Below are 23,727 nucleotides of genomic sequence, written 5' to 3'. Positions count from 1 at the left end.
ATCAGGCGCCGGCCGCAGGCTCAAGGGCGGATCTCACTGCGATCGCGACACATTCCGAAGACCCATTCTGCAACAGGCTCCTATGCCAATCACTATAGAAGAATCCTGCCGAGGCTGCTTTCGGTTCTGGAATTTCGTTCGAACAACGCTGTGCATCGGCCGGTGCTGGAGGCATTGGACTGGATCAGGCGAGCTTTCGATACCGGATGCCGCGCCGTGCCGCGGAATGGCGTGCCGATCGAGGGTGTCATCCCGCCGAAATGGCGCAGCGCGATCATCGGCAAGGACGGGCGCATCAACCGGATCAGCTATGAACTCTGTGTGCTCAGCCAGTTGCGTGACCGCATCCGGGCGAAGGAAATCTGGGTAGTCGGCGCGGATCGCTATCGCAATCCGGATGATGATCTGCCCAAGGATTTCGAGGCTAGGCGCGCGGCCTACTATGGTGCCCTGAACCTGACGCCGGACGCGCGGACCTTCACGCACCAGATCCGGGCCGAGCTCGAGCGGGAACTGCGGCTGCTGAACGCCGAAATCCCGCGCAACGACAAGGTGCGCATTCTCTGGCGTGGCGAAAACCGCATCTCGATCACGCCATTCCAGCCGCTGCCGGAACCGCAGGGCCTTCAATCGGTCAAGACCGAGATCGGGCGGCGCTGGCCGATGACGGAACTGCTGGATGTCTTGAAGGAGACGGCGCTCGACACCGGCTTTCTGGACGCCTTTGAAACATCGGCCTCCCGCGTGACGCTTTCCCGCGGTGCGCTCGATCGACGCCTGATCTTGTGCCTTTACGGATTGGGCACGAATGCCGGTCTGAAGCGCGTCGCAGCCGGATGCCCGGATGTCAGCTACGAGGAACTACTTCATGTCGGACGGCGCTTCATCCATCGCGACGCGCTGGAGGCGGCCTGCGGGCGCGTCGCCAATGCGACGCTGGCGATCCGCAACACCGCCATCTGGGGCGAGGCCGGCACGGCCTGCGCGTCGGACTCAAAGAAGTTCGGCGCTTGGGACGGCAATGTGATGACCGAATGGCATGTCCGCTATGGCGGACGCGGCGTGATGATCTACTGGCATGTCGAAAAAGGTTCGACCTGCATTTTCTCGCAGCTCAAGCGCTGTTCGTCCTCGGAGGTCGCATCGATGATCAAGGGCGTGCTGCGGCATTGCACCGACATGGAGATCCAAAGGCAATATGTCGACAGCCATGGCCAAAGCGCCGTCGGCTTCGCCTTCTGTCACCTGCTCGGATTTGAGCTCGCCCCGCGCCTGAAAGCGATCGCCCGGCAGAAACTGGCGCTGCCATATGCAGGCCTGCGGGCTGAGTTGCCCAACCTGCTTCCGGTTCTTTCCAGCATCATCAACTGGGAGGAGATCGAGCAACAATATGACGAGATGGTCAAATATGCCGCCGCCATGCACAGCGGGATCGCCGATCCGGAAGCGATCCTGCGTCGCTTTGCCCGCGCCGAGGTGATGCACCCGACCTACAAGGCACTCGCCGAGCTTGGCCGGGCTATCAAGACGATCTTCCTGTGCCGGTATCTGCGTCACGAGTCGTTTCGCCGCGAAATCCACGAAGGCCTCAACGTGGTCGAAAACTGGAACAGCGCCACCAGCTTCGTGTTCTTCGGCAAGGGCGGCGAAATCGCCACCAACCGGCTGGAGGATCAGGAGATCTCAGCGCTGGCCCTGCATTTGTTGCAGGCATCGCTGGTTTATGTGAACACGCGCATGATGCAGTCTGTACTGAGCGAGCCGCAATGGGCGGCGCGGCTGACGCCGGAAGACTATCGTGGCCTGACCCCGCTGATCTACGGCCATGTCAATCCTTATGGCCGCTTCGATCTCGATCTGGATCGCCGGATCGATTTCGAGCAGAAACAAGCGGCGTGACCCATCGAAGGGGATGTAGAAATGCCTGTATCGAAGAAGCCCCGAAAGAAGGCCGTGGCGAAATCCAAGCAGCCGGAAAATAACAATACTCTGCCTCCGATGCCGGACCGGCGCGGCATGGAGGGGTTCATGACAGGTCTTTTCGGCGGACAACGTGGGAGCGACCCGACCGACGCCGCGCAAGACGTCATGTATGAGGCCTGGGAAGCGACCAGTCGCAGCAAGCGTATCGCGCTGGCCAGGAAAGCGCTCAAAATCTCGCCGTTGTGCGCCGACGCTTATGTGTTGCTCGCGGAGGAAGAGGCCAACTCCGTCGAGGAAATGCTGGATTGCTACCAGAAGGGCGTCGAGGCCGGAGAAGAGGCGCTCCGACCGGAAGGGTTCGAGGAATATGCCGGTCACTTCTGGGGTTTTCTCGAGACGCGCCCCTACATGCGGGCACGAGCAGGTCTTGCCGCCGTACTCTGGCGGCTTGGTCGGCATCAGGAGGCCATCGACCATTATCACGAGATGCTCGAGCTCAATCCGAATGACAATCAGGGCATCCGCTACGTGCTGGCCGGGCATTTGCTGGCACGCGACGACATCAAGGCCCTGAGGAAGCTGCTCAAACAGTACGAAGACGATTGCGCTGCTGCATGGCTCTACACGCGGGCCCTTCTTGCCTTTCGTGAAAACGATCCGGATGCCGGGAAGCTTGCCGAGGAGGCCTGGCTCGCGAACAGCCATGTGCCGGGCGTCCTGTCCGGCAAGCAGCCTCTCGTCGCCTCCACGGATGGATACATCACCATAGGCGGTGAAGACGAGGCAGCTGACTACGTCGAGGAAAACGGCAAGGCCTGGCAGGCCACTCCCGGCGCAATCGTGTGGCTGGCGGAAGTTACCAGAAAGCTGAAACCACGAAGACGGCGTAATTGACTGCCCGCAACTGATGGTCGTGTTCCAATTTGGGTATACCCGGCCAGCACAACGGCAATGAACACGCCGCAGCCGCTAAGCCATGTTTATTTTGGGCCCAGAATGGGATATTGAACGAAGCTACGCGTTGGCACACCCAAAATGAACAGTTTGCATGACCCGCATCGGATACGCGCGCACCTCCACCACCGACCAGAACCTTGCCGCGCAAATCGCCGCGCTCAAGACCGCCGGCTGCGACGTCATTCGCGAGGAACAGAAGAGCGGCGCCTCGCTGGCAGGCCGCCCGCAGCTCAACACGATTCTCGACTTCATCCATGCCGGCGAGACGCTCGTCGTCACCCGCATCGACCGGCTGGCCAGATCACTGCGCGATCTTCAGGTGATCGTGGACAGGCTCAAAGCCAAAGGTGCGCACTTGTTCGCGACCGAGCAGCCCGTCGACACCTCGACCGCCGCCGGCAAGGCCTTCTTTGACATGCTCGGCGTCTTTGCCGAGTTCGAGACCAATCTGCGGCGCGAGCGCCAGGCCGAGGGGATTACCATCGCCAAAAAGCGTGGCGTCTACAAAGGCCGGCCACCGAAGATCGACCGCGCTGAAATCATACGCCGACTGGAAGAGGGCCACGGCCCGACACGGATCGCACGCGATCTTGGCATCTCGCGTGGAACTGTCTACCAGGCGCGGAAAGGCGAACCAGAATGAGCAAAGGCAAGCACATAACCCGCCTGATCCCCGCAGCCTGCGAAGAAGTCCAATCCCGCATGCTCGAGGCTTGTCAAAAAATCGCCGCGGACCATGGGCTGGTCATCGAGAGCGCCGGATGGCGTGGCTTGGACTCTGGGTTTGCCTTCGAGCCCGTGTTCCGTGTCAGCGTTCCCGCTTCCGACGGCACGGCATTCAATCTCGAGAAGGACATGTTCGAGTTTCTGGCCGCACGCTACGGATTGGCTCCCTCGGACCTCGGACGCGAGTTTAGTACCGGAAGCGAACGGTTCCGGATCACCGGCATCGATCCCAAGCGGCCGCGATATCCTATCTCCGCCGAACGCATTCCCGACCGCCGGGGCTTCAAATTTACCGCCGAAAACGTCGCCATGTTGCTGCAAGCCCAGAGCAAGTCATGATGTTCTACACTTGTTCCGCAACTTGGCCAAAATCGCAGCTTCGGGCCGATTAGGCCAAGTGGCACGGGAAACCGGCGCCAGATATGGCGGCGTGCTCCATGTCGACTCGCTGACCGAAGCCGATGGCCCGGTGCCCAGCTATATCGACCTGCTCCGCGTCACGTCGGACACCATCGCCAGGGGGTTGATGCCATGAACGCGCAAGCTGCGGCGGCCATGGCCGAAGCGGGGCCGGATGTGGCGGGACCGGATGCCATGGGATCGGGTATCACAGAATCTGGCATCACGGTGACCGGCGCCACCGTCACCTATCGCGATGGTCATACCGCGCTCCGCGATGCCAGTTTCCAGATCCCCACCGGCACCATCACCGCGCTGGTGGGGGTGAACGGCGCCGGAAAATCGACCCTGTTCAAGGCGATCATGGGTTTCGTCCGGCTCGCCCGCGGCGATATCAGGGTGCTCGACATGCCGGTCGGCGCGGCGATGCGCCGCAACCTGATCGCCTATGTGCCGCAGGCCGAGGAGGTCGACTGGAATTTTCCGGTGCTGGTCGAGGATGTGGTCATGATGGGCCGCTATGGCCGGATGGGCATGATGCGCCGGCCCAGAGCGGCCGACCGCGAGGCGGTCGCGGCGGCGCTCGCCAGGGTCGACATGACAGCGTTCCGCAAGCGCCAGATCGGCGAGCTTTCCGGCGGCCAGAAAAAGCGCGTGTTTCTCGCCAGGGCGCTGGCCCAGGACAGCCGGGTCATCCTGCTCGACGAGCCCTTCACCGGTGTCGACGTCAAGACCGAGGACCAGATCATCCGGCTGCTGCGCGCGCTGCGCGACGAGGGCCGCGTCATGCTGATCTCGACCCATAATCTGGGCAGTGTCCCGGCGCCATGCTCATCGCCCCTGGCGCCATCGCCTTCCTTCTGACGCGCCGGTTCAGCACCATGCTGCTCCTCGCCACCGGCATCGCCGTCGCCGGATCGCTGCTCGGCGTCTATCTGTCGTTCTTCGTCGACAGCGCGCCGGCGCCGACCACCGTGCTCGTGCTCTCGATCGGGTTCGTGCTGGCCTTCGCCGGCACCATCCGGCACGCGAAGATTCTACCTGAAACAATAAGTTAGAGAAATTTTCGTGAGCCAGGGCAAACGGAAATTCCTCTATCGCCCCCACCCGTCCAGCACCTCCTCCAACAGATCCAGCGACAATTCCACGGCCCGCAGCCGCACACCGCCGCGATCGGTTTCAGGGAAGTTGACGCGGCGATGGCAGGTCGGGCGGTTGCGGGCCGCCACCGCCACATGCACCAGACCGGGTTCGTCGCCGGGTGCGCCGGCGCCGGCGAAGCCGGTGGTGGCGACCGCGATATCCGCGATCGCCCGCGCCAGCGCGCCTTCGGCCAGCGCCCGCGCCACCGGTTCCGACACCGGCCCCGGATCGTCCAGCAGTGCCTGCGGCACGCCCAGAAGTTCGTGCTTGGCGGCGTTGCTATAGACCACGAAGCCCCGTTCAAAGGCGTGCGAACAGCCCGGCACATCGGTGAACAGCGATGCCAGCAACCCGCCGGTGCAGCTTTCGGCGGTGGCCAGCCTGAGATTGCGGGCGCAGGCCGCCGTCAGAAACCGGTGCACCCGTGCGTCCAGATCGGCCGGCAGGGCCACGGTCTCGGTCATTGCCGCGCTCCGCCCTCACGGCCAGGCTCCGGCGCCGGCTGCTGGTCGTGCTCATTGTCCTGATACTGGTCGGACTGAATGGCCTTGCCATCGCGGCCGCGCGCGTCGGTATGGCGCGATTTGTCGCGGTTCGACAACACCTTGCCTTCCTCGATGCCCTCGGGCGGCAGATCGGTCATGGCACCGGCGCCAGAGCCTTTGCCCTGGGCGCCCGCGCCGATGTGTTTCTTGCTTGCATTGGCCACGGGGGTGGCTCCCTGATTGGATTGATCCCCCACGCCGGCATCAACGCCGGGTGGTGCGGTCGGCCTGCGGGGATTTGGAAATGCCGCCCTGGGGCGTGGTGTCGTTGCCGACATCGCCCTCCATGGTGTTGCGGCCCTGATCCTGCGCCAGGTCGTTGGCATCGACGCCGGCACGGGTGGTGCCGCGGCTGCCGCCGATCATCGGGTTGCCGCGCAGGTCGGCATCGCTCGGCCGTTCGGTCTTGGGATGTTTCGACATGTCGTCTGCCTCCGGTGGATGTGTCCGGAACGCGGGCCGGCGGGGGCCGCTCAGCCGCCCTTCTTCGCCGGCTCGTGCGTGTGATGGCGGTCGCGCTCGCCGCCGCCGCCCGAGACGCCGCTGCGATGGCGGTTCTCAGGGTCGGCCTGCGGCTTTTCAACCGCCAGCGGTGCCTTGGCGTTCTCATGCGAGGCGCCGGGGCCGCCCTGGCGGATGCTGGCCGGGGTTTTGGATGACGTGGACATGGACGGGCTCCCTCAGCGGTCCTGCTGATAGCCTTGATGGGTGGTGCCCTGGCGGCTGGCGCCCTGCTGCCCCTGCTTGTCGGGGTTGGGCGCGCCATGCGTGCCCTTGGGCGCATCATCGGTGGAGACATGCGGATCTTCACCGGTGCCCTTGGGGCTGCGATTGGCCGGTGGCACCGGCGGCAGTTTGCTCGACATTGCTAGGCTCCCGGTCTGTTGGGGCATGGCGGGCGCGATCACGATTTCGACGCGTGCTCGGGCTTTCCCTTGCGGTCGGTCGCGGCCATGTCGTGCAGCTCTTTCTCGCTCATCGACTTGACCATCGATTTCGACGCGCCCTTCAGGTCACTGACCTTGGTGTCGCCACGCTTGGCCGACAAGGCGGCCCCGGCGGCTTTCTGCTGGGCTTTCGATTTCGCGGGCATGGTTCATGACCCTTCGTCTGTCGGCCGTGGACGGCCATCAGCCTTTCAACACCCGACGGCCGCGAAGGTTTCACCGGCGCTTGACGGGGCCGGGAAATTCGATCCTAATTATCATAATAAATAGCATCGATCGCCGCTTCGGCGGCCTGTGACACGGAGGCCCATGCATGACGGCGACGCCGGCGCGACGCAGCCAGAGCCAGACCCTGCGCCGCCGCCAGAAGCTGTCGGAGCTGATCGTCGAGGACGTGAAGCGCCGCATCGTCACTGAAAAACTGAAGCCCGGCGACCGGCTGCCAGGCGAGGCCGAGCTGATCGCCGAACATGGCTGCGCCAAGGCCACGGTGCGCGAGGCGCTGAAGGGGCTGGAGGTGGAAGGGCTGGTGGTCAGCCGCACAGGCCCCGGCGGCGGTGCCTATCTGGCCGAGCCCACCCATGACCACGCCTCGCGCGCCTTGCGCAATTTCCTGCATTTCCGGCATCCCGACAGCCATCAGATCTATGCCCTGCGCAAGCTGATCGAGCCCGAGGTCGCGGTGCTGGCGGTGGGCCGGCTGACCGACGCCGATTACGCGGCGCTTGAGGACAACATCGCGCTCTGCGCCCACGAGCCGGTGAGCGAGGATGAACAGCGTGTCCAGCGCATCGCCGAGATCGAGTTCCACAATGTGCTGGCCGATGCCTGCCCGAACCCGATCTATGGCTTCCTGGGCCGGTTCCTGAACGAGTTGCTGCGCGATGTGGTGGTGTTGAAGAAGGTCTATGTGCCCGAACGCCACCAGTTCGGCGCCGCCAATGTCGATTACCACCGCCAGATCGTCGACGCCTATCGCCGCGCGGATGCAGACGCGATCCGCCGGCTGATGACCGACCACATGTGCGACGCCGAAGACCATCTCGACGCCCTGGAGGCCGAGGTGGCCCGCCGCTTTCTGCTTGAGCCGGGGGCGGCCTGACCACCCCGGCGCCTTGACCGCCGAAGACCACAGACGACCGATCCGGCCACAGCCCGCGCGGGGAGCGTTGCGGGTTGTACAAATCCCCCAGAAGCCGGACGGTCCGACAACCAGCCCCCATCGCGGGGCACAAGACCATCCACGGGACATGGAGGCCCAGACCCATGATCATGAAACGTCGCACTTTTCTGAAGACCGGCCTTGCCGCCGGCTCGCTTCTGGCCGCCCCGGCCATCATCCGCAGCCGCGCCTTCGCCGCAGACCCCGTCACCATCCATGGCGTCAAGTCGATGTCGGGCGGTTTCGCCAGCTATGGCAAATTCGCCGAGATGGGCTCGAAGCTGGCCGTCGGCAGCTATGGCGACGTGCTGGGCGGCCCCGCCAGCTATAAGACCATCGACACCGAGGGCAATGCCGGCAAGGCGGTGCGCAAGGTGCAGGAAGCCATCCAGCAGGATGGCGCGCGCTTCTTCAACGGCTGCACATTGTCGTCCTCGGCACTCGCGGTCGGCAAGGAGGTCAATCAGGCGGGTGGCGTGTTCATGACCCCGGCCGGCGCCGACGAGCTGACCGGCAGCGACTGCAACCCCGGCACCTTCCGCTGGTCGGTGCCGACCTATGGCGCGATCGAACAGACCGTGCGGCCGCTGATCGAGGCGATGCCCAACGCGAAGCGCTGGTACACGATCACCCCGCAATATGTCTTCGGTGAGGCCCTGCTCGCCAATGCCAAGCGGATCTTCGCCGAAAAGGGCATCGAGCATGTTGGCAACAGCTATCACTCGCTGCAGGAGCAGGAATTCTCGGGCTATCTGACCAATGCGATGGGCCAGTCGCCGGATGTGCTGCTGATCCTGAATTTCGGCGGCCAGTCGTCGAACACGCTGCGTCAGGCGGTGAATTTCGGCCTGAAGAGCCAGATGACCATTCTGCTCGCCTGGTCAGCGGGTCTGGACCAGTTCCAGGAACTGGGCTCGGACGTGATCGAGGATGTCTATCTGGGCGCCCAGTACTGGCATCAGGTCGAAAGCCCGATGAATGTCGAGCTGGTGAAAAAGGTCCGCGAGGCCTATGGCATCACCGCGAATTATCCGCTGGCGGCCGATTATATCGGCACAAAGGTCATCCTCGACGCGATCAAGGCGGCCGGCAGCACCGATGGCGCCGCCGTGCGCAAAGCATTGTCGGGCATGACCTATGAAGGCCCGACCGGCACCGAGACCGTGCGTGCCGAAGACCATCAGGTGATCAAGGATTACTATCTGCTGAAGGGCAAGGCGGCCTCGGCCAGGGCCGATGACGATGATCTGGCCCGGATCGTCAGCAGCGGCCGGTCGTTCCCGGAAGGCGATGCCATCGCCTGCAAGATGGCCTGACCGGCGCCACGCCGGCACGACGCATGGCGGGCAGGCGGGGCGGTCACCGGATGACCGCCCCGCCGCCCGTCCGCTTTCCGGTCAGAGGCGGCACCCGATGCTCAACGTCTATCTGTTCCAGATCCTGAACGGTCTGGGGCTGGGGATGATCTATTTCCTCATCTCGGTGGGGCTGACGATCATCTTCGGTCTGCTCAATTTCGTGAACTTCGCCCATGGCGCCTTCTTTCTGGTCGGCGCCTATGTCTGCTACACCGCCGTCAGCCTGACCGGCAATTTCTGGCTGGCTCTGGTCGCGGGGCCGCTGGTGGTGGGTGCCATCGCCTGGGTCACCGAGCGGGCGTTGATCAAGCGGGTCTATCACCTGCCCCACACCTTCCAGATCCTGATCACGCTGGGCATCGCGCTGATCATCCAGGAAAGCGCGATCATGATCTGGGGCCCAGTCGGCAAAAGCGTGCCGGTGCCCGAGATGCTGCGCGGCGTGGTCCGCTTCGGCAATTTCGCCTATCCGGAATACCGGCTGTTCATGATCGCCTTCGCGGCGGTGATCGGCCTGGCGCTGTGGCTGCTGCTGGAACGCACCCGCTTCGGCGCGCTGGTCCGGGCCGGATCGGAAAATCCCGAACAGGTGGCGCTGCTCGGCACCAATATCTACCGGCTGTTCTCGCTGACCTTCGCCCTCGGCGTGGCGCTGGCCGGTATTGCCGGGGTGCTGTCGGCGCCGATCCGCGGCGCCCATCCGTTCATCGGCGCCGAGGTGCTGGGCATCGCCTTCGTGGTGGTGGTGATCGGCGGCATGGGCTCGTTCACCGGCGCGCTGGTCGGCAGCCTGCTGGTCGGTCTGGTGCAAAGCCTGATGACCAGCCTGTGGCCGCAAGGGGCCAGCCTGATGATCTATGGCGCCATGGCCGCCGTGATCCTGTGGCGTCCCTATGGCCTGTTCGGGAGGGCCTGAGGCCATGGCGCATCTGTCGAGCGATACGACCGCGTCATCGATACGCAACCCGCGCATCCTGAGCGGCATCACCCTGGCGGCGCTGGCCGCGGTCATCATTCTGCCGGTGGTGCTGCCATCGGCCACGCTCGCCACCGAGATCGTGATCTTCGCCATGGCGGCGCTGGCCTGCAACCTGCTGCTTGGCTATACCGGGCTGCTGTCCTTCGGTCAGGCGATCTTCTTCGGTACCGGCGCCTATCTGGCGTCGCTGGCCATGATCCATCTGGATATCGGGCTGATCGGCGCGCTGCTGATCGCCGGCGCCGGCGGCGCGCTGACAGCGGCCCTGGTCGGCACGCTGGCGATCCGGCGCACCGGCATCTATTTCGTCATGCTTACCCTCGCCTTCACCCAACTCGCCTATTTCGCCGCCTATACCCTCAGCGACTGGACCGGCGGCGATAACGGCCTGCTGGACGTGCCGCGCCCACCCCTGGCCATCGCCGGCATCGTGCTGGCCGATCTGTCCTCGCCGCTCGCCTTCTATGGCTTCGTCGCTGCGATCTATATGGCGATGTTCGTGGGCGCGCGGCGGATCATCAACTCGCCCTTCGGCAGCACCCTGGTCGCGATCCGCGAGAACACCGACCGCGCCGCCGCCGTCGGTTACGACACCCGCCAGTTCAAGATCCTGGCCTTCACCATTTCCGGCGCGCTGACCGGCATCGCCGGCGCGCTCTATGCCATGCTGCTCAACTTCGCGCCGCTGTCGAACATCGAGCTGCCGATGTCGGAAAACATCCTGATCATGACCATCATCGGCGGCACCGGGTCGCTGCTGGGCTCGATCCTGGGTTCGGCCGGCATCGTGCTGCTGGGCGACTGGCTGTCGGCGATCTGGCCGCGCTGGCATCTGCTGCTGGGCGTTGCCCTGATCGCTGTGGTGATCGTGATGCGCGGCGGCTTGTGGGGCGGCATCGAGGGCTTGATCGACCGCTGGCGCCAGCGCCAGAGCGGTTCCAAGGCGGAGGACCGGCCATGACCGCGCCATCCGGCGACATCCTGTTGCAGACCACCGGGCTTGAGCTTGCCTATGGCGCGTTCAAGGCGGTGGATGGTGTGGACCTGACCGTGCGCCAGGGCACCATTCACACCATCATCGGCCCCAATGGCGCCGGCAAGACCACCACCTTTCACTGCCTGACCGGGGAACGCCGGCCAACCGCCGGGCGGGTGACGTTCGACGGCCGCGACATCACCAACCGGCCACCGGAGGCGCGGGTCGGGCTTGGCATGTCGCGCTCGTTCCAGATCACCAGCCTGTTCCAGACCTTGAGCGTGCGCGAGAATCTGAGGCTGGCGGCGCAGGGCCGCGACGGCGCCCGGGCGCTGGCCTTCTGGCGACCGGTGACGTCGCGGCCCGATCACCTGAAGGTGGCCGACGAGATCATCGACCGCCTGCAACTGGGCGGCCGCGCCCATCTGCCGGCGGGCGAGTTGTCGCATGGCCAGCAACGGGTGCTGGAAGTGGGCATGGCGCTGGCCGCGCGGCCGAAGCTGCTGCTGCTCGACGAACCCACATCCGGCATGGGCATCGACGATATCCCGGTGATGACCCGGCTGATTGGCGAGCTTGGTCGCGACTACACCGTGATGCTCATCGAGCATAATATGAGCATCGTGATGTCGATCAGCGACGTGATCACGGTGATGCATCAGGGCCGGGTTCTGGTGGAAGGTCCGCCCGATCTGGTGCGCAATGACGACCGGGTCCGCAGCGCCTATCTGGGGGAGGCGGGGGCATGCTGACGCTCGACGACGTCCACGCCTATTACGGCAAAAGCCATGTGCTGGAAGGTGTCACCATGGAGGTGCGGGCGGGCGAGTTGGTCACTCTGCTCGGCCGCAACGGCGCCGGCAAGACCACCACGCTCCGCAGCATCGCCGGCATCACCACCACCACGGGCCGGATCAGCTTCGACAATCAGGATCTGCGCGGCCGCGAACCCTATGAAATCGCCCGGCGCGGGGTGGCGCTGGTGCAGGAGCATCGCGGCATCTTCGGCGTGCTGACGGTTGAAGAAAACCTGAAGATCGCACTGCGCAAGGGCGGCCGCTGGGGGCTGGACGATGTCTATGCCATGTTCCCACGGCTGCGCGAACGCCGCCGCAATGGCGGCCGGGCGCTGTCGGGCGGCGAACAGCAGATGCTGGCCATGGCCCGCGCCCTGGTCAACAATCCGCGCATCCTGTTGCTGGACGAGCCCACCGAGGGTCTGGCGCCGGTGATCGTCGACGAGATCGTCCGGATCCTGAAGGCGATCCGCGAAAGCGGCATGCCGGTGCTGCTGGTCGAGCAGAATCTGGCGGTCTGCGAGGCGCTGGCCGATCGTCATTACATTCTGGAACAGGGCCGGATCGTCTATACCGGCAGCGCACAGGCCTTCAAGGCCGACCGGGCGGTGCGCGACCGCTATCTCGCCCTCAGCCAATAGCCACTGTAGCCACTGTCCGCCAACGAGAAGAAGGTCATACCCCATGTCCGAACATCCTGTCGTGCCGGCTCCCGTCGCTCCGGATGCAACCGATCTCGGCACGCTGGGTGCCGGCGATCTGCTCAGGCTCTATCGCCGCAAGGCCGCCTCGCCGGTTGAGGCGACACGCGCGGCACTGGACCGGATCAGCCGGTTCAATCACGCGGTCAACGCTTATGTGCTGGTCGATGAGGACGCGGCCATGGCCGATGCCCGCGCCTCGGAAGCCCGCTGGATGGCAGGCGCGCCGGCAGGGCCGGTCGATGGCGTGCCGTCCTCGATCAAGGATCTGACCTTCACCCGCGGCTGGCCGACCCGCAAGGGATCGAAGACCATCGCGGCCGACGGCCCGTGGGATGTCGACGCGCCGTTCACCGCCCATATGCGCGCGGCGGGCGCCGTGATCCTGGGCAAGACCGCAACACCGGAATTCGGCTGGAAGGGTGTCACCGACAGCCCGCTGACCGGCATCACCCGCAACCCGTGGAACACCGCCACCACCGCCGGCGGCTCCAGCGGCGGCGCCGGGGCGGCGGCGGCATTGAACATGGGCGTGCTGCATCAGGGTTCCGATGCCGGCGGGTCGATCCGCATCCCCTGCGCCTTCACCGGCACCGCCGGCATCAAGCCCACCTTCGGCATCATCCCGCAATGGCCGGCCAGCGCCATGGGCACCACCTCGCATCTGGGGCCGATGACCCGCACCATCGCCGACAGCGCGCTGATGATGACCGTGGTCGGCCAGCCCGATGACCGCGACTGGTATATGGGCGCGCCGATAACGCAGGACTGGACACTGTCGCTGGAACGCGGCATCCGCGGCCTGCGCATCGCCTATAGCCGGACGCTGGGTTATGTGTCGGTCAATCCCGATGTCGCGCGCGCGGTGGATGCGGCGGTGGCGGTGCTGGCCGATCTGGGGGCGATCATCGACGAGGTCGATCCGGGCTTCGACGACCCGCTTGAGATCTTCAACGCCCACTGGTTCACCGGTGCCGCCAAGATCCTGGCCAATATGGCCCCCGATCAGCGCGCGCTGGTCGATCCGGGCCTGCGCCGGGTGGCGGAGCTGGGTGCCGGCGTCGGCACGGTCGACTATCTGCGCGCGGTCGATGCCAGGGTGGCGCTGGGCGAGCGGATGGCAGCCTTCCACCGCACCTACGACCTGCTGATCACCCCGACCCTGCCCATCACCGCCTTCGCCGTCGGCCACGACGTGCCGCCCGGATCGGGGCTGGAGCACTGGATGCAGTGGACGCCGTTCAGCTATCCGTTCAACCTCACCCAGCAGCCGGCGGCATCGGTGCAATGCGGTTTCGGCGATGACGGCATGCCGGTGGGCCTGCACATCGTGGGGCCGCGCTTCCGCGACGATCTGGTGTTCCGCGCCGCCCACGCCTTCGAATCCGCCCGCCCGCCCCGCTTCCCGGCAGCACCGGTCGAGGATCTGGAGGCTCGGTAGTATCCGCATGGCCCGCTCCGCGACCCCCCTGAGGACACATCACATCCCCGGCAGGTTCGCGGAGCCTGGCCGCTTGTTATCCGCCGCTTGCCGACATATCGAGATTCCCGGTCTGGGTCACCCCGGCCGCGACATAGCCACCATCAACCACCAGCACATCGCCATTGACATAGCCGGCCTCGGGACCGGCGAGATAGGCGACCGCGGCGGCGATATCCGAGGACTGGCCCATGCGTCGGGCCGGAATCATCGGCAGAAACGCCGCGACCGTCGCCTCGGTATAATTCGCCTGCGTCAGCGGGGTGACGATCGGGCCGGGCGCGACGGCGTTTGCGGTGACCCCGTAAGGCCCAAGCTCCAGCGCCATCTGGCGGGTCAGCCCGATCATCGCCGCCTTCGAGGTGCCATAGGCCGTCCGTCCCACCCCGGCGCGGATGCCGCTGACCGAGGCGATGTTGACGATCCGGCCATAGCCCTGCCGCACCATCGCGCGCCCGGCACGTTGTGCGCAGAGCAGGGTGCCGGTGACATTGACCGTCATCACCCGGGTCCAGTCCTCGGCCGGAAAGTCGAGGAAGGCATGCAGCGACGCGATACCCGCGTTGTTGACCAGCACATCGACAGGCTTGTCCCAGGCCTCGGCGGCGGCGAAGGCCGCCTCGACCGAGGCCGCGTCGGCGACGTCGAGCCGCTGGCCCATCGCCTTGCCGCCGTCCACAGCAATCAGGCGAAGGGTCTCATCAATACCCGCCTCGGAAATATCGGTGACGACGACCCGGGCGCCAAGCCGGGCCAGCCGTATCGCCACCCCCTGCCCGATCCCTGAGCCGGCCCCCGTCACCAGGGCAACGCCATATTCCATGATCCCGTCTCCCCCCGCCATCATGCGCCGGCTTCGTAAAGGGTCACGACCGCCGCGCCGCCAAGCCCCAGATTGTGCTGCAACGCCAGCCGCGCGCCCTCGACCTGCCGGTCCCCGGCGCGGCCGCGCAATTGCTGCGTCAGTTCATAGCACTGGGCCAACCCGGTCGCGCCCAGCGGATGGCCTTTCGACAGCAGCCCGCCCGAGGGGTTGGTGACGTAGCGGCCGCCATAGGTGTTGTCGCCGTCCATGACGAATTTCTCGGCTTCGCCCTCGCCGCAAAGGCCCAGCCCCTCATAGGTGATCAGTTCGTTCTGGGCGAAACAGTCGTGCAGTTCGATCACGTCGATATCCTCAGGCCCGATACCCGCCGCCTCATAAACCGTCCGCGCCGCCTTGCGCGTCAGATCGGCGCCGACCACCTCGATCATGTCGCGGCTGTCGAAGCTGCCGGGACGGTCGGTGGTCATCGCCTGCGCCCGGATGCGCACCGTCGCGTCCAGCCCGTTGCGCCGGGCGAAGTCTTCCGACACCACCAGCGCCGCCGCGGCACCACAGGTCGGCGGGCAGGCCATGGGGCGGGTCATCACCCCGGGCCAGATGGTCTGGGCGTTCATTACCTCCTCGACGCTCATCTCCCGGCGGAACACCGACAGCGGGTTGCGCGCGCCATGGCGGCTGGCCTTGGCACGGATGGCCGCGAAGGTTTCAAGCCGGGTGCCATAGCGCTCCATATGCGCCTTGCCCGCGCCGCCGAAGTATTTCAGCGTCATCGGCAGATCCGACGCGCCGATCAGCGCATCGGTGACCGCGTCGAATTCACCGAGCGGCGAGGGCCGGTCGGTGAACACCGTGCCCAGCGCGCCCGGCGTCATCTGTTCGAACCCCACCGCCAGCACGCAATCGGCCACGCCGCTTTCCACCGCCTGCCGCGCCAGGAACAGCGCGGTCGAGCCGCTGGAACAGTTGTTGTTCACGTTGACGATGGGAATGCCGGTCATGCCGACGCGATAGATCACCCGCTGGCCGCTGGTGCTGTCGCCATAGACATAGCCGGCATAGGCCTGCTCCACGGCCTCGAACCTGATCCCGGCATCGTCGAGCGCCAGACGGATCGCCGCCTCGCCCATGGCGTCATAGGGCGCCGAGGCGCCGGGCTTTGCGAAGGGAATCATGCCGACGCCGGCAATGAGTGTGGTCATGTCACGCCTCCTTGGGTCAAAGCGTCTTCGAGGCCGGCTCGGTCTCGGCCAGCATCCGGCGCAGTTCGGTCTTCAGGATCTTGCCGTAGCTGCTTTTCGGCAGCGACGGGACGAAACGATAGGATTTCGGGCGTTTGAACCGGGCGATCCGCTCCAGGCAGAACCGGTCCAGCGCCTCGGCGGTCACCCCGTCCTCGGCGACCACGAAGGCCACGACCTCTTCGCCCCAGTCGGCATGCGGGCGGCCCGTCACGTTGGCCTCAGTGACGCCGGGATAACGCAACAGCACCTCCTCGACCTCGCGGGGATAGATGTTCGACCCGCCCGAGATGATCACATCCTTGGACCGGTCCTTAAGCGTCAGCACGCCTTGTGCGTCGAGACTGCCGATATCGCCGGTATAGAGCCACCCATCGCGCAGGGCCGAGGCGGTGGCTTCAGGGTTCTGCCAATAACCGGACATCACCACGTCACCGGACACGATCACCTCGCCCGGCATATCGGGCGCGCAGTCGGCGCCGGCGTCGTCGACCACGCGGACGGTAACACCGGTGCGGGCGATGCCGACCGAGCCGAGCCAGCTATCGGGCGTGTCCACCCCCAGGACGTGCCGCGGCAGATAGCTGATCGTGCAGGGCACCTCACCCTGGCCATAGCCGATCCAGATGCGCGGCCCCAGCAGGCCGAGCGCCCGGCGCAGATCCTCGACATAGATCGGCGCGCCGCCGCAGAAGATCAGATCGAGATTGGCGATCGCGCTCTCATCCAGCGCCGGACAGGCGATGAAGCGATTGAGCATCGTCGGCGCGGCAAAGAAGGACGACCGCGGAAAGCGGTGCAGCAGCGCCACCAGTTCGTCGGGATCGAACCCGCCGCTTTCCGGCACCACGTTGGCGGCACCCCGCCGCACGAAGGGCAGCGCGAACAGGCCCGCCGCATGCGACAGCGGCGCCGGATGCAGGGCTGCCGAGTCTTCCGTGACCGGGCCGATATCGGCCAGAAAGCTTGCCGTCATCGCCCAGAGATTGCGGTGGCTCAACACCGCGCCCTTGGGCCGGCCGGTGGTGCCGGAGGTATAGAAGATCCAGGCGGGATCCTCGGGCGCGACCCGTGCCGGAGCAAAGGCGGCCGGCCCGGCCATCAATGCCGCATAAACGGCACCATCGACAGCGACCGTTCCGGCGAAACCGGCCATCTCTCCGGCCTTGTCGGTGAACAGCAGGCTGGCGCCGCTGTTCGACAGGACATACTCCACCTCGGCCGGATGCAGTTTGGCGTTGACCGGCACCGCGACACAGCCCGCCGCCCAGATGCCGAACAGCATCTCGAAATATTCCGGGCGATTGCCCATATAGATCACGACACGCCCGCCCCGGGGCACGCCCCGCGCGCGCAGGCCGGCTGCCAGCGCGGCAGCGCGATCGCGCAGCCCGGCATAGGTGCAAACTGTCGCACCGCCCAGGCAGACCGCGGGCCGGTCGTCGAAGGTTCGGGCGGATTGCGCCAGAAGTTCGGAGATATTCATGTCACGCCCTCAGATCTTCCGCGCCTGGCCCTGCCAGAAGACATCCCGGATGTCCTTCTTGCGCACCTTGCCCACGGGGCTGCGCGGCAGCTCGTCCCAGATCGCCACCGATTTCGGTGCCTTCACGCTGCCGAGTTGCTGCTTGCAGATGCGGATGATCTCGTCGGGGTCCAGCCGGGCGCCCGGCTTGAGTTCGATCACCGCCTTGACCGCCTCGCCCCATTTCTCGTCGGGCACCCCGATCACCGCGCAATCCTGCACGGCGGGATGCGCCCAGATCACCTGTTCCACCTCCGACGGATAGACGTTGAACCCGCCCGAGATGATCATGTCCTTCTTGCGGTCGACGATGTAGAGATAACCGTCCGCGTCCAGATATCCGACGTCGCCGGTGTGATGCCAGCCATGCTGCGAGACGTCGGCCGTCGCCTCGGGGTTCTTGTAATACCCCTTCATCACCAGATTGCCGCGCACCACGATCTCGCCACGCGCGCCCCGGGCCATCAGCTTGCCGTCATCATCCATGATCGCCACCGGCGTCAGCAATGTCGGCCGTCCGCAACTGGCGAGGCGGTGTTCGCGCGCCGGATCGCCCAGCACCAGATGGTCCTCGGGCGTCAACAGCGCGCAGAACATCGGCGATTCGGCCTGGCCGAAGCTCTGCATCATCACCGGACCGAAGATCTTCAGGCACTGCCGCAACTTGTCGACGGCCATCGGCGCCGCCGCATAGATGAAGCCGCGCAGCGACGGGAAGCTGCGATCCTCGATCCCCGGCTCCGAGAGCAACATGTAGATCGCCGTCGGCGGCAGGAAAAGATGGGTGACCTCCTCACGCGCGATCGTGTCGAGCACCCGCGCCGCATCGAACCCCGGCAGAATGATGTTGCGCGCGCCGGCCGCCATCAGGACAACCGCCATCAGCCCGGCGGCATGGGTCATCGGCGTGACCAGCAGGTGCACCGGCGCGGGGCCAGCATCCAGACCGGCATAGAAATTGGCGATCATCGTGCCCCAGTTCATCTGGGTCAGCATGATTCCCTTGGGCCGCCCCGTGGTCCCGCCCGACGAGAGAATGCCGACCAGATCGTCCGGCCCCAGCTTCACATCCGGATCGGTGTCGGCGGCATCGGCCAGCCAGTCTTCCAGCCAGGGCCCCGCCGACCCCGCCCGGTCGAGGCAGATGAACCGCCGGATCTTCGGGCACAGCGCCTTGATCCGGTCCAGCACAGGTTCGAAGCTGCTGTGATAGAACAGGATCTCGACGTCGTTGTGATCGAGGATATAGGCGTTCTCGTCGATGCCGTTCTTTGCGTTCACCGGCACCCAGACGGTGCCGGAGCGGAACAGACCCAGCATCGCCTCGAATCCGCTCACACAGTTGGGGCTGTAGATGCCAGCCATGCGCCCGGGGCCGAACCCCTCGGCGGCGATGGCGTTGGCAAAGCGGAAGCTGCGCGTCTGCACGTCGCGATAGCGCCGGCTGACCTCGTCATCCTCCAGGCAGACGCGGTCAGGGTTGATCCAGACACCCCGGTCGAAAAAGTCGATCAAGCGCATGAGGCCCTCCTATCGTTGCAGCAGCGTGATCACCGCCACCGCTTCCTCGTATCCATGGAAACCGCCGCCGTTCTCGGCGAGCCCGACGCGCGCGCCCTCAACCTGGCGCGGCCCGGCCTCACCCCGCAACTGCGTGACCAGTTCGTAGATCTGCGCCAGACCGGTCGCCCCGATCGGATGGCCGCGCGATTCGAGCCCACCCGACACATTGATCGGAATGCGCCCGCCAAGGGTGGTCGCACCCGAGGCGGCGAGCCGCCCACCCTCGCCCATCGGGCACAGCCGCAGAAGTTCGGCCTGCTGCAATTCGGCGAAGGCGGTCGCATCGTGCACCTCAACCACCGAGACATCCTCGGGCGCGATCCCCGACAGCTCATAGGCCCGGTCCACTGCCCTCCGGCAGATATGGCGGTCGAGATCTTCGGGCGCCCGGTCCGAGCCGGCGGCCTGCACGCTGGCGGCGATCCGCACCGCCCGGGTCAGGCCCATCTGCCGCGCCTTCTTCTCGGAAACCACGATCGCCGCCGCCGCGCCATCGCTGATCGGCGCGCACATCGGCAGGGTCAGCGGCCAGGAAATCTCGCGCGCGGCCAGCACCTCGTCCACCGTCATCGCCGTGCGATATTGCGCCTTGGGGTTCAGCACCGAATGGCTGTGGTTCTTGGCCGCGACCTGCGCGATATCCGCCTGGGTGGTGCCGAAGCTGCCCATGTGGAACCGCGCGAGCGCCGCATAGACATCCATGAACACGCTGCGCTGACCCGGTTCCACCGCGCGCTCCGGCGGCTGCATCGCCTGTCCCAGCCGTTCCAGCCGCGCGATCTGGCCCTTGACGTCGCTGACGTCCCAGGCGCCGTCGAAGATGGCGAAGGACAGGGCACGATCGGGCGCGTTCATCTTGTCCGCGCCCACGGCCAGCGCCACATCGCCCTGCCCTGAGGCGATATAGGCCACCGCCGCGTTCAGCGCGGTGCTGCCGCTGGCGCAGGCATTCTCGACATTGGTGATCGACAGGTTCTGAAACCCCAGCCTGCGCAGGGCAAGCTGGCCACGCACAAGATGCTGGCCCTCGACCACGCCTTGCGAGGCGTTGGCGAAATAGGCCGCCCCGACGTCGCCCGGCGTAAGCCCGCTATCGGCCAGCGCCTCGGTTACCGCGTCACCGGTGAGGTCGGCCAGGCTGCGGTTCAGGAAGCGCCCGAAATGCGACATCCCGACTCCGACGATATACGTCTTTTCCATGTCGTTCCCTCAAAGGCTGATCAGTTTTTCGATGTCGTCGCGGTTGGCCTGCAACTGGGCGGTCGTCCCGGTCCACCGGATGGCGCCGTGGTCGATCACATATTGCCGGTGGGCCAGCTTCATCGGCACGCGCAGGTTCTGCTCAACCAGCAACAGCGCCATGCCCTCGGCGTTGATCAGGCGCATCGCCTCAACCAGTTGATCGACGATCAGCGGCGCCAGCCCTTCGGTCGGCTCGTCCAGCAGCAGCACCTCGGGGTTGGTCAGCAGCCCGCGCGCGATGGCGAGCATCTGCTGCTCGCCACCCGACAACGTGTCGCCGGGCTGGGCCGCCCGCTCGCGCAGCACCGGAAACAGCTTGTGGACCCGGGCCGCGTTCCAGCCGCCCTTCCGGCCCATCACCGTGGCGATGCGCAGGTTCTCGTCCACCGACAGATTGGAGAAGATCCGCCGGTCCTCGGGCACATAGGCGATGCCCAGCCGGCCGAGCTGGTCCGGGCGCAGCGCGGTCACGTCGCCGCCCTTCCACAGCCGCCGCCCTCCGGTCGCGCGGTTGAGGCCGATCATGGTTTTCAGAATGGTGCTCTTGCCCGCGCCGTTGCGTCCGATCAGCGACACCACCTCGCCCGGCTCGATCCCCAGCGACACGTGGTGCAGGGCCTGCGCCTTGCCATAGAAGACATCGCAGCCCTCCAGTGCCAGCAGCGTCATGCCTCGTCTCCCAGATAGGCCGCCCGCACCGCCGGATTGGCGCGGATATCCCCAGGGCTGCCCGAGGCCAGCAACTGGCCCTGCACCATCACCACGATCTCGTCCGAGACCTGCATCACCACATCCATGTTGTGCTCGATCAGCAGCACGGTGCGGCCCTTCACGATCTGCCTGATCAGGCCGATCGCCCGGTCGAGCTGATCATGCCCGACCCCCGCCAGCGGTTCGTCCAGCAGCAGCACCCGCGGCTCGCTCAACAGCGACAACCCCACTTCCAGCGCGCGCTGGTCGCCATGCGACAGATATTCGGCCGGCCGATGCGCCAGCGCGGTCAACCCCACCTCTTCCAGCACCCGTTCGGCCTGTTCACGCACCGCCGTGAACCGGCTGGCCGGCAGCCAGAAGGGCTGCAACCGATAGCGATGGGCGAAGGCCGCGATCTGAAGATTTTCCAGCACCGACATGCCTGCGAAGATCTTGGTGATCTGGAAACTGCGCCCCAGCCCGCTGCGCGTGCGCCGGTGCACCGACAGATGCGTCACGTCCCGGCCGTCGAGCCGGACACGCCCGCCGCTCAAGGCGGCGTGGCCCGAGAGCGCGTTCATCAGCGTGGTCTTGCCCGCGCCGTTCGGCCCGATCAGCCCGTAAAGCCGCCCCGGCTTGAAATCATGAGTGACGTCGTTGACCGCCTTCAGCCCGCCGAACGACACCTGGATGTTCTCGCAACTCAGCGAGCCCGCGGTCATGGCGCGCCCCCCTCGTCGCGGTCGCGGGCGCCGTCGAACAGCCCGGCGATGCCATTGCGCAGGAAGATGGTCGCCAGGATGAAGATCAGCCCCAGGATGCCATACCAGTATTGCGTGACCTGGCTCAGTTCCTCCTTCAGCAGCTCGAATACCGCGACACCCAGGATCGGCCCCAGCAGGGTGCCCTTACCGCCCAGAACGGTCATGATCAGCACGTCGCCGGACGTGCTCCAATGCAGCATCTGCGGGCTGATATAGAACATCAGCGAGGCCAGCAGCGCGCCCGCCACGCCGGCATAGGCGCCCGACACCACGAAGGCCTGCTGCCGCAGGGCGTGCACGTTATAGCCAAGCTGTGCCGCGCGGGTGTCGTTGGCCTGCACCGCCCGCAGCGCCCGGCCGAAGGGCGACGCCCGCAGCAGGGCCATGATCGCAAGGCCGATCAGGAAGACCACGACGATGAAGCCGTAATAGTTGCGGTTGTCGTAGAAATCGATGCCGAACAGGTCGGGGCGCGGCACGCCGGCGATCCCGTCCAGCCCGCCGGTGATGGCGCGCAGCTTGTTCGAGGCCAGGATGTACATCATCTGCGCCAGCGCCAGCGTCAGCAGCGCGAAGAACAGGCCCGACACCCGAAGCGCGAACAACCCCATGGCGAAGGCCAGCAGCGCGCCGCCCAGGGCGGCGGCGGCCAGCGCGGGCAGGAAGCTGACCTGATAGCTCAGCATCAGCACGGTCATGGTATAGCCGCCGGTTCCCAGCAGCGCCGCATGCCCGAACGACAGCATCCCGGTCACGCCGAAGACCAGATCGAAGCCGATGGCGAACAACGCCCAGATCAGGATCAGGCTGACCAGGTTCACCCATTGCTCGCCGGGCAGAACGAACGGCACGGCGATCATCGCCGCGACGATCAGGGCCATCAGCATCCGGCCCATGGCTCTGCGTGTCATGCCGCGCGCCCCTTATAGCTGAACAGGCCCGCGGGGCGGAACATCAGCGTTCCGATCAGCAGGGCGAAGGTCAGAAGTTCGACCCATTCGGTGGCATAGGTATAGCCGGCGGCCCGGGTCATTCCCAGCAGCAGCGACGCGAAGATCGCGCCGCGGATATTGCCCAGCCCGCCGATGATGACCACGACGAAACAGTCGATGATCACGCTGAACCCCATGCCCAGCTCGATCGGCACCAGAGGTGCCGTGATCGCGCCGCCAAGCGCCGCAAGGTAAGATCCCAGCGCGAAGACGCCGGTGCGGACCCGGTTCACGTCGATGCCCAGCGTCCGCGCCATGTCGGGGTCCGAACTGGCCGCGCGGATGATCATGCCCCACTTGCTGCGGTCGAGCAGCAGGAACAGCCCCAGCGACACCGCGGCGCCAAAGACGATGACGAACAGCCGATAGGCCGGAATCTGGCTGCCGAACAGGGCCACCGGCGCCGACAGCAGGTCGGGCGTCGGCACCTGCTTATAGTCCAGGCCCCAGATCAGCTTGGTCGCGTCATCGATCACCAGGATCAGGCCGAAGGTCAGCAACAACTGGAAGATATGGTCGCGGGAATAGACCCGCTTCAGCGTCGACATCTCGATCAGCGCGCCCAACCCCGCGATGACCACCGGCGCCATAAGCAGCCCCAACCAGAACGATCCGGTCGTCTGGACGATCTGAAAGCTGGCATAGGCGCCCAGCATGTACAGCGCGCCATGGGCGAAGTTGATCACACCCAGCATGCCGAAGATCAGCGTCAGACCCGCCGACAGCAGAAACAGAAGAAAGCTCAGGCTCAGCCCGATAATGATCGTGGACATATCCGCACCATCCCGAAA

Annotated in this window: 26 protein-coding genes and 3 pseudogenes; 14 read left to right on the top strand and 15 right to left on the bottom strand. The window is 65.8% G+C overall.

The features are described 5' to 3' along the window. The 7 genes and pseudogenes from IEW15_RS19205 to IEW15_RS26790 form a co-directional block, all read left to right on the top strand. Nucleotides 1–1,899, top strand: a 1,899-nt coding sequence (locus IEW15_RS19205; protein WP_229708327.1) for a Tn3 family transposase, incomplete at its 5' end; no start/stop codon positions are given. A gap of 21 nt (nucleotides 1,900–1,920) precedes the next feature. Beyond that, on the top strand, nucleotides 1,921–2,817 hold the full coding sequence (locus IEW15_RS19200) for a tetratricopeptide repeat protein (protein ID WP_229708326.1): 897 nt from the start codon (nucleotides 1,921–1,923) through the stop codon (nucleotides 2,815–2,817). Nucleotides 2,818–2,971: 154 nt separating this feature from the next. Beyond that, the gene (locus tag IEW15_RS19195) at nucleotides 2,972–3,523 is read left to right on the top strand and encodes a recombinase family protein (protein WP_023804258.1); all 552 of its coding nucleotides are present in this window, start codon (nucleotides 2,972–2,974) and stop codon (nucleotides 3,521–3,523) included. Continuing rightward, entirely contained in the window at nucleotides 3,520–3,945 is a 426-nt protein-coding gene (locus IEW15_RS19190; RefSeq protein WP_188580921.1) for a hypothetical protein, read from the top strand. The genes IEW15_RS19195 and IEW15_RS19190 overlap by 4 nt, the downstream gene beginning before the upstream one ends. Before the next feature lie 55 nt (nucleotides 3,946–4,000). Beyond that, nucleotides 4,001–4,141, top strand: a pseudogene (locus IEW15_RS26610) (metal ABC transporter substrate-binding protein); the annotation flags it as partial. 59 nt (nucleotides 4,142–4,200) lie between these two features. Continuing rightward, nucleotides 4,201–4,836 (top strand): annotated as a pseudogene (locus tag IEW15_RS19180) (ATP-binding cassette domain-containing protein); the annotation flags it as partial. After that, a pseudogene (locus IEW15_RS26790) lies at nucleotides 4,830–5,063 on the top strand (metal ABC transporter permease); the annotation flags it as partial. The pseudogenes IEW15_RS19180 and IEW15_RS26790, both read left to right, overlap by 7 nt. Before the next feature lie 36 nt (nucleotides 5,064–5,099). Here IEW15_RS26790 and IEW15_RS19170 read toward each other — a convergent pair. Genes IEW15_RS19170 through IEW15_RS19145 form a run of 6 tightly spaced genes read right to left on the bottom strand, consistent with a single transcriptional unit; the run spans nucleotide 5,100 to nucleotide 6,786 of the window. Next, complete coding sequence (locus tag IEW15_RS19170; RefSeq protein WP_188580917.1) at nucleotides 5,100–5,612, bottom strand: CinA family protein; 513 nt, start codon at nucleotides 5,610–5,612, stop codon at nucleotides 5,100–5,102. Then, nucleotides 5,609–5,857 (bottom strand): hypothetical protein, encoded by a 249-nt coding sequence (locus tag IEW15_RS19165; protein ID WP_188580915.1) that lies wholly within the window; start codon nucleotides 5,855–5,857, stop codon nucleotides 5,609–5,611. The genes IEW15_RS19170 and IEW15_RS19165 overlap by 4 nt, the downstream gene beginning before the upstream one ends. Before the next feature lie 40 nt (nucleotides 5,858–5,897). Then, nucleotides 5,898–6,116: a hypothetical protein gene (locus IEW15_RS19160; protein ID WP_188580913.1), complete on the bottom strand. Its 219-nt coding sequence runs from the start codon at nucleotides 6,114–6,116 to the stop codon at nucleotides 5,898–5,900. A 50-nt stretch (nucleotides 6,117–6,166) separates the two neighbouring features. Further along, nucleotides 6,167–6,361: a hypothetical protein gene (locus IEW15_RS19155; RefSeq protein WP_188580911.1), complete on the bottom strand. Its 195-nt coding sequence runs from the start codon at nucleotides 6,359–6,361 to the stop codon at nucleotides 6,167–6,169. Nucleotides 6,362–6,373: 12 nt separating this feature from the next. After that, nucleotides 6,374–6,559, bottom strand: coding sequence for a hypothetical protein (locus IEW15_RS19150; protein ID WP_188580909.1), 186 nt, complete (start codon nucleotides 6,557–6,559; stop codon nucleotides 6,374–6,376). Between the two features lie 38 nt (nucleotides 6,560–6,597). Beyond that, the gene (locus IEW15_RS19145; RefSeq protein ID WP_188580907.1) at nucleotides 6,598–6,786 is read right to left on the bottom strand and encodes a DUF3008 family protein; all 189 of its coding nucleotides are present in this window, start codon (nucleotides 6,784–6,786) and stop codon (nucleotides 6,598–6,600) included. A gap of 167 nt (nucleotides 6,787–6,953) precedes the next feature. Between IEW15_RS19145 and IEW15_RS19140 the strand changes: the two genes are divergently transcribed. The 7 genes from IEW15_RS19140 to IEW15_RS19110 all read left to right on the top strand — a co-directional run bounded on the left by IEW15_RS19140 (nucleotide 6,954) and on the right by IEW15_RS19110 (nucleotide 14,054). Continuing rightward, nucleotides 6,954–7,742, top strand: coding sequence for a FadR/GntR family transcriptional regulator (locus tag IEW15_RS19140; RefSeq protein WP_188580905.1), 789 nt, complete (start codon nucleotides 6,954–6,956; stop codon nucleotides 7,740–7,742). Nucleotides 7,743–7,912: 170 nt separating this feature from the next. Then, the gene (locus tag IEW15_RS19135; RefSeq protein WP_188580930.1) at nucleotides 7,913–9,118 is read left to right on the top strand and encodes an ABC transporter substrate-binding protein; all 1,206 of its coding nucleotides are present in this window, start codon (nucleotides 7,913–7,915) and stop codon (nucleotides 9,116–9,118) included. Between the two features lie 97 nt (nucleotides 9,119–9,215). Next, nucleotides 9,216–10,076 carry a branched-chain amino acid ABC transporter permease gene (locus IEW15_RS19130; protein WP_188580903.1) on the top strand — a complete coding sequence of 287 codons (861 nt, stop codon included), beginning with the start codon at nucleotides 9,216–9,218 and terminating at the stop codon, nucleotides 10,074–10,076. A 4-nt stretch (nucleotides 10,077–10,080) separates the two neighbouring features. Beyond that, a complete protein-coding gene (locus IEW15_RS19125; RefSeq protein ID WP_188580901.1) occupies nucleotides 10,081–11,100 on the top strand; it encodes a branched-chain amino acid ABC transporter permease in 1,020 nt (339 codons plus the stop codon). Continuing rightward, nucleotides 11,097–11,867, top strand: coding sequence for an ABC transporter ATP-binding protein (locus IEW15_RS19120; protein WP_188580899.1), 771 nt, complete (start codon nucleotides 11,097–11,099; stop codon nucleotides 11,865–11,867). The genes IEW15_RS19125 and IEW15_RS19120 overlap by 4 nt, the downstream gene beginning before the upstream one ends. Next, on the top strand, nucleotides 11,861–12,553 hold the full coding sequence (locus tag IEW15_RS19115; protein ID WP_188580897.1) for an ABC transporter ATP-binding protein: 693 nt from the start codon (nucleotides 11,861–11,863) through the stop codon (nucleotides 12,551–12,553). The genes IEW15_RS19120 and IEW15_RS19115 overlap by 7 nt, the downstream gene beginning before the upstream one ends. A gap of 43 nt (nucleotides 12,554–12,596) precedes the next feature. Then, a complete protein-coding gene (locus tag IEW15_RS19110; RefSeq protein ID WP_188580895.1) occupies nucleotides 12,597–14,054 on the top strand; it encodes an amidase in 1,458 nt (485 codons plus the stop codon). Between the two features lie 76 nt (nucleotides 14,055–14,130). Here IEW15_RS19110 and IEW15_RS19105 read toward each other — a convergent pair whose 3' ends face one another. Genes IEW15_RS19105 through IEW15_RS19065 form a run of 9 tightly spaced genes read right to left on the bottom strand, consistent with a single transcriptional unit; the run spans nucleotide 14,131 to nucleotide 23,709 of the window. Further along, entirely contained in the window at nucleotides 14,131–14,916 is a 786-nt protein-coding gene (locus IEW15_RS19105; protein ID WP_229708324.1) for an SDR family NAD(P)-dependent oxidoreductase, read from the bottom strand. A gap of 20 nt (nucleotides 14,917–14,936) precedes the next feature. Beyond that, on the bottom strand, nucleotides 14,937–16,118 hold the full coding sequence (locus IEW15_RS19100; RefSeq protein ID WP_188580891.1) for a lipid-transfer protein: 1,182 nt from the start codon (nucleotides 16,116–16,118) through the stop codon (nucleotides 14,937–14,939). A 16-nt stretch (nucleotides 16,119–16,134) separates the two neighbouring features. Further along, nucleotides 16,135–17,643 (bottom strand): class I adenylate-forming enzyme family protein, encoded by a 1,509-nt coding sequence (locus IEW15_RS19095; protein ID WP_188580889.1) that lies wholly within the window; start codon nucleotides 17,641–17,643, stop codon nucleotides 16,135–16,137. A 9-nt stretch (nucleotides 17,644–17,652) separates the two neighbouring features. Then, complete coding sequence (locus tag IEW15_RS19090) at nucleotides 17,653–19,203, bottom strand: AMP-binding protein (RefSeq protein WP_188580887.1); 1,551 nt, start codon at nucleotides 19,201–19,203, stop codon at nucleotides 17,653–17,655. 9 nt (nucleotides 19,204–19,212) lie between these two features. Continuing rightward, nucleotides 19,213–20,445, bottom strand: coding sequence for a thiolase family protein (locus IEW15_RS19085; protein ID WP_188580885.1), 1,233 nt, complete (start codon nucleotides 20,443–20,445; stop codon nucleotides 19,213–19,215). Between the two features lie 9 nt (nucleotides 20,446–20,454). Next, a complete protein-coding gene (locus tag IEW15_RS19080; RefSeq protein ID WP_188580883.1) occupies nucleotides 20,455–21,156 on the bottom strand; it encodes an ABC transporter ATP-binding protein in 702 nt (233 codons plus the stop codon). Next, on the bottom strand, nucleotides 21,153–21,902 hold the full coding sequence (locus tag IEW15_RS19075; RefSeq protein WP_188580881.1) for an ABC transporter ATP-binding protein: 750 nt from the start codon (nucleotides 21,900–21,902) through the stop codon (nucleotides 21,153–21,155). The genes IEW15_RS19080 and IEW15_RS19075 overlap by 4 nt, the downstream gene beginning before the upstream one ends. After that, entirely contained in the window at nucleotides 21,899–22,855 is a 957-nt protein-coding gene (locus IEW15_RS19070) for a branched-chain amino acid ABC transporter permease (RefSeq protein WP_229708323.1), read from the bottom strand. Before IEW15_RS19070 ends, IEW15_RS19075 begins: the two co-directional genes overlap by 4 nt. Continuing rightward, on the bottom strand, nucleotides 22,852–23,709 hold the full coding sequence (locus IEW15_RS19065) for a branched-chain amino acid ABC transporter permease (protein WP_188580880.1): 858 nt from the start codon (nucleotides 23,707–23,709) through the stop codon (nucleotides 22,852–22,854). Before IEW15_RS19065 ends, IEW15_RS19070 begins: the two co-directional genes overlap by 4 nt. Nucleotides 23,710–23,727: the final 18 nt, after the last annotated feature.

The sequence above is a fragment of the Tistrella bauzanensis genome, assembly GCF_014636235.1.
In the GTDB taxonomy this organism is placed as follows: domain Bacteria; phylum Pseudomonadota; class Alphaproteobacteria; order Tistrellales; family Tistrellaceae; genus Tistrella; species Tistrella bauzanensis.
The sequence above is the reverse complement of the archived record's forward strand: the minus strand, read 5'-3'. Positions and strand labels throughout refer to the sequence as shown.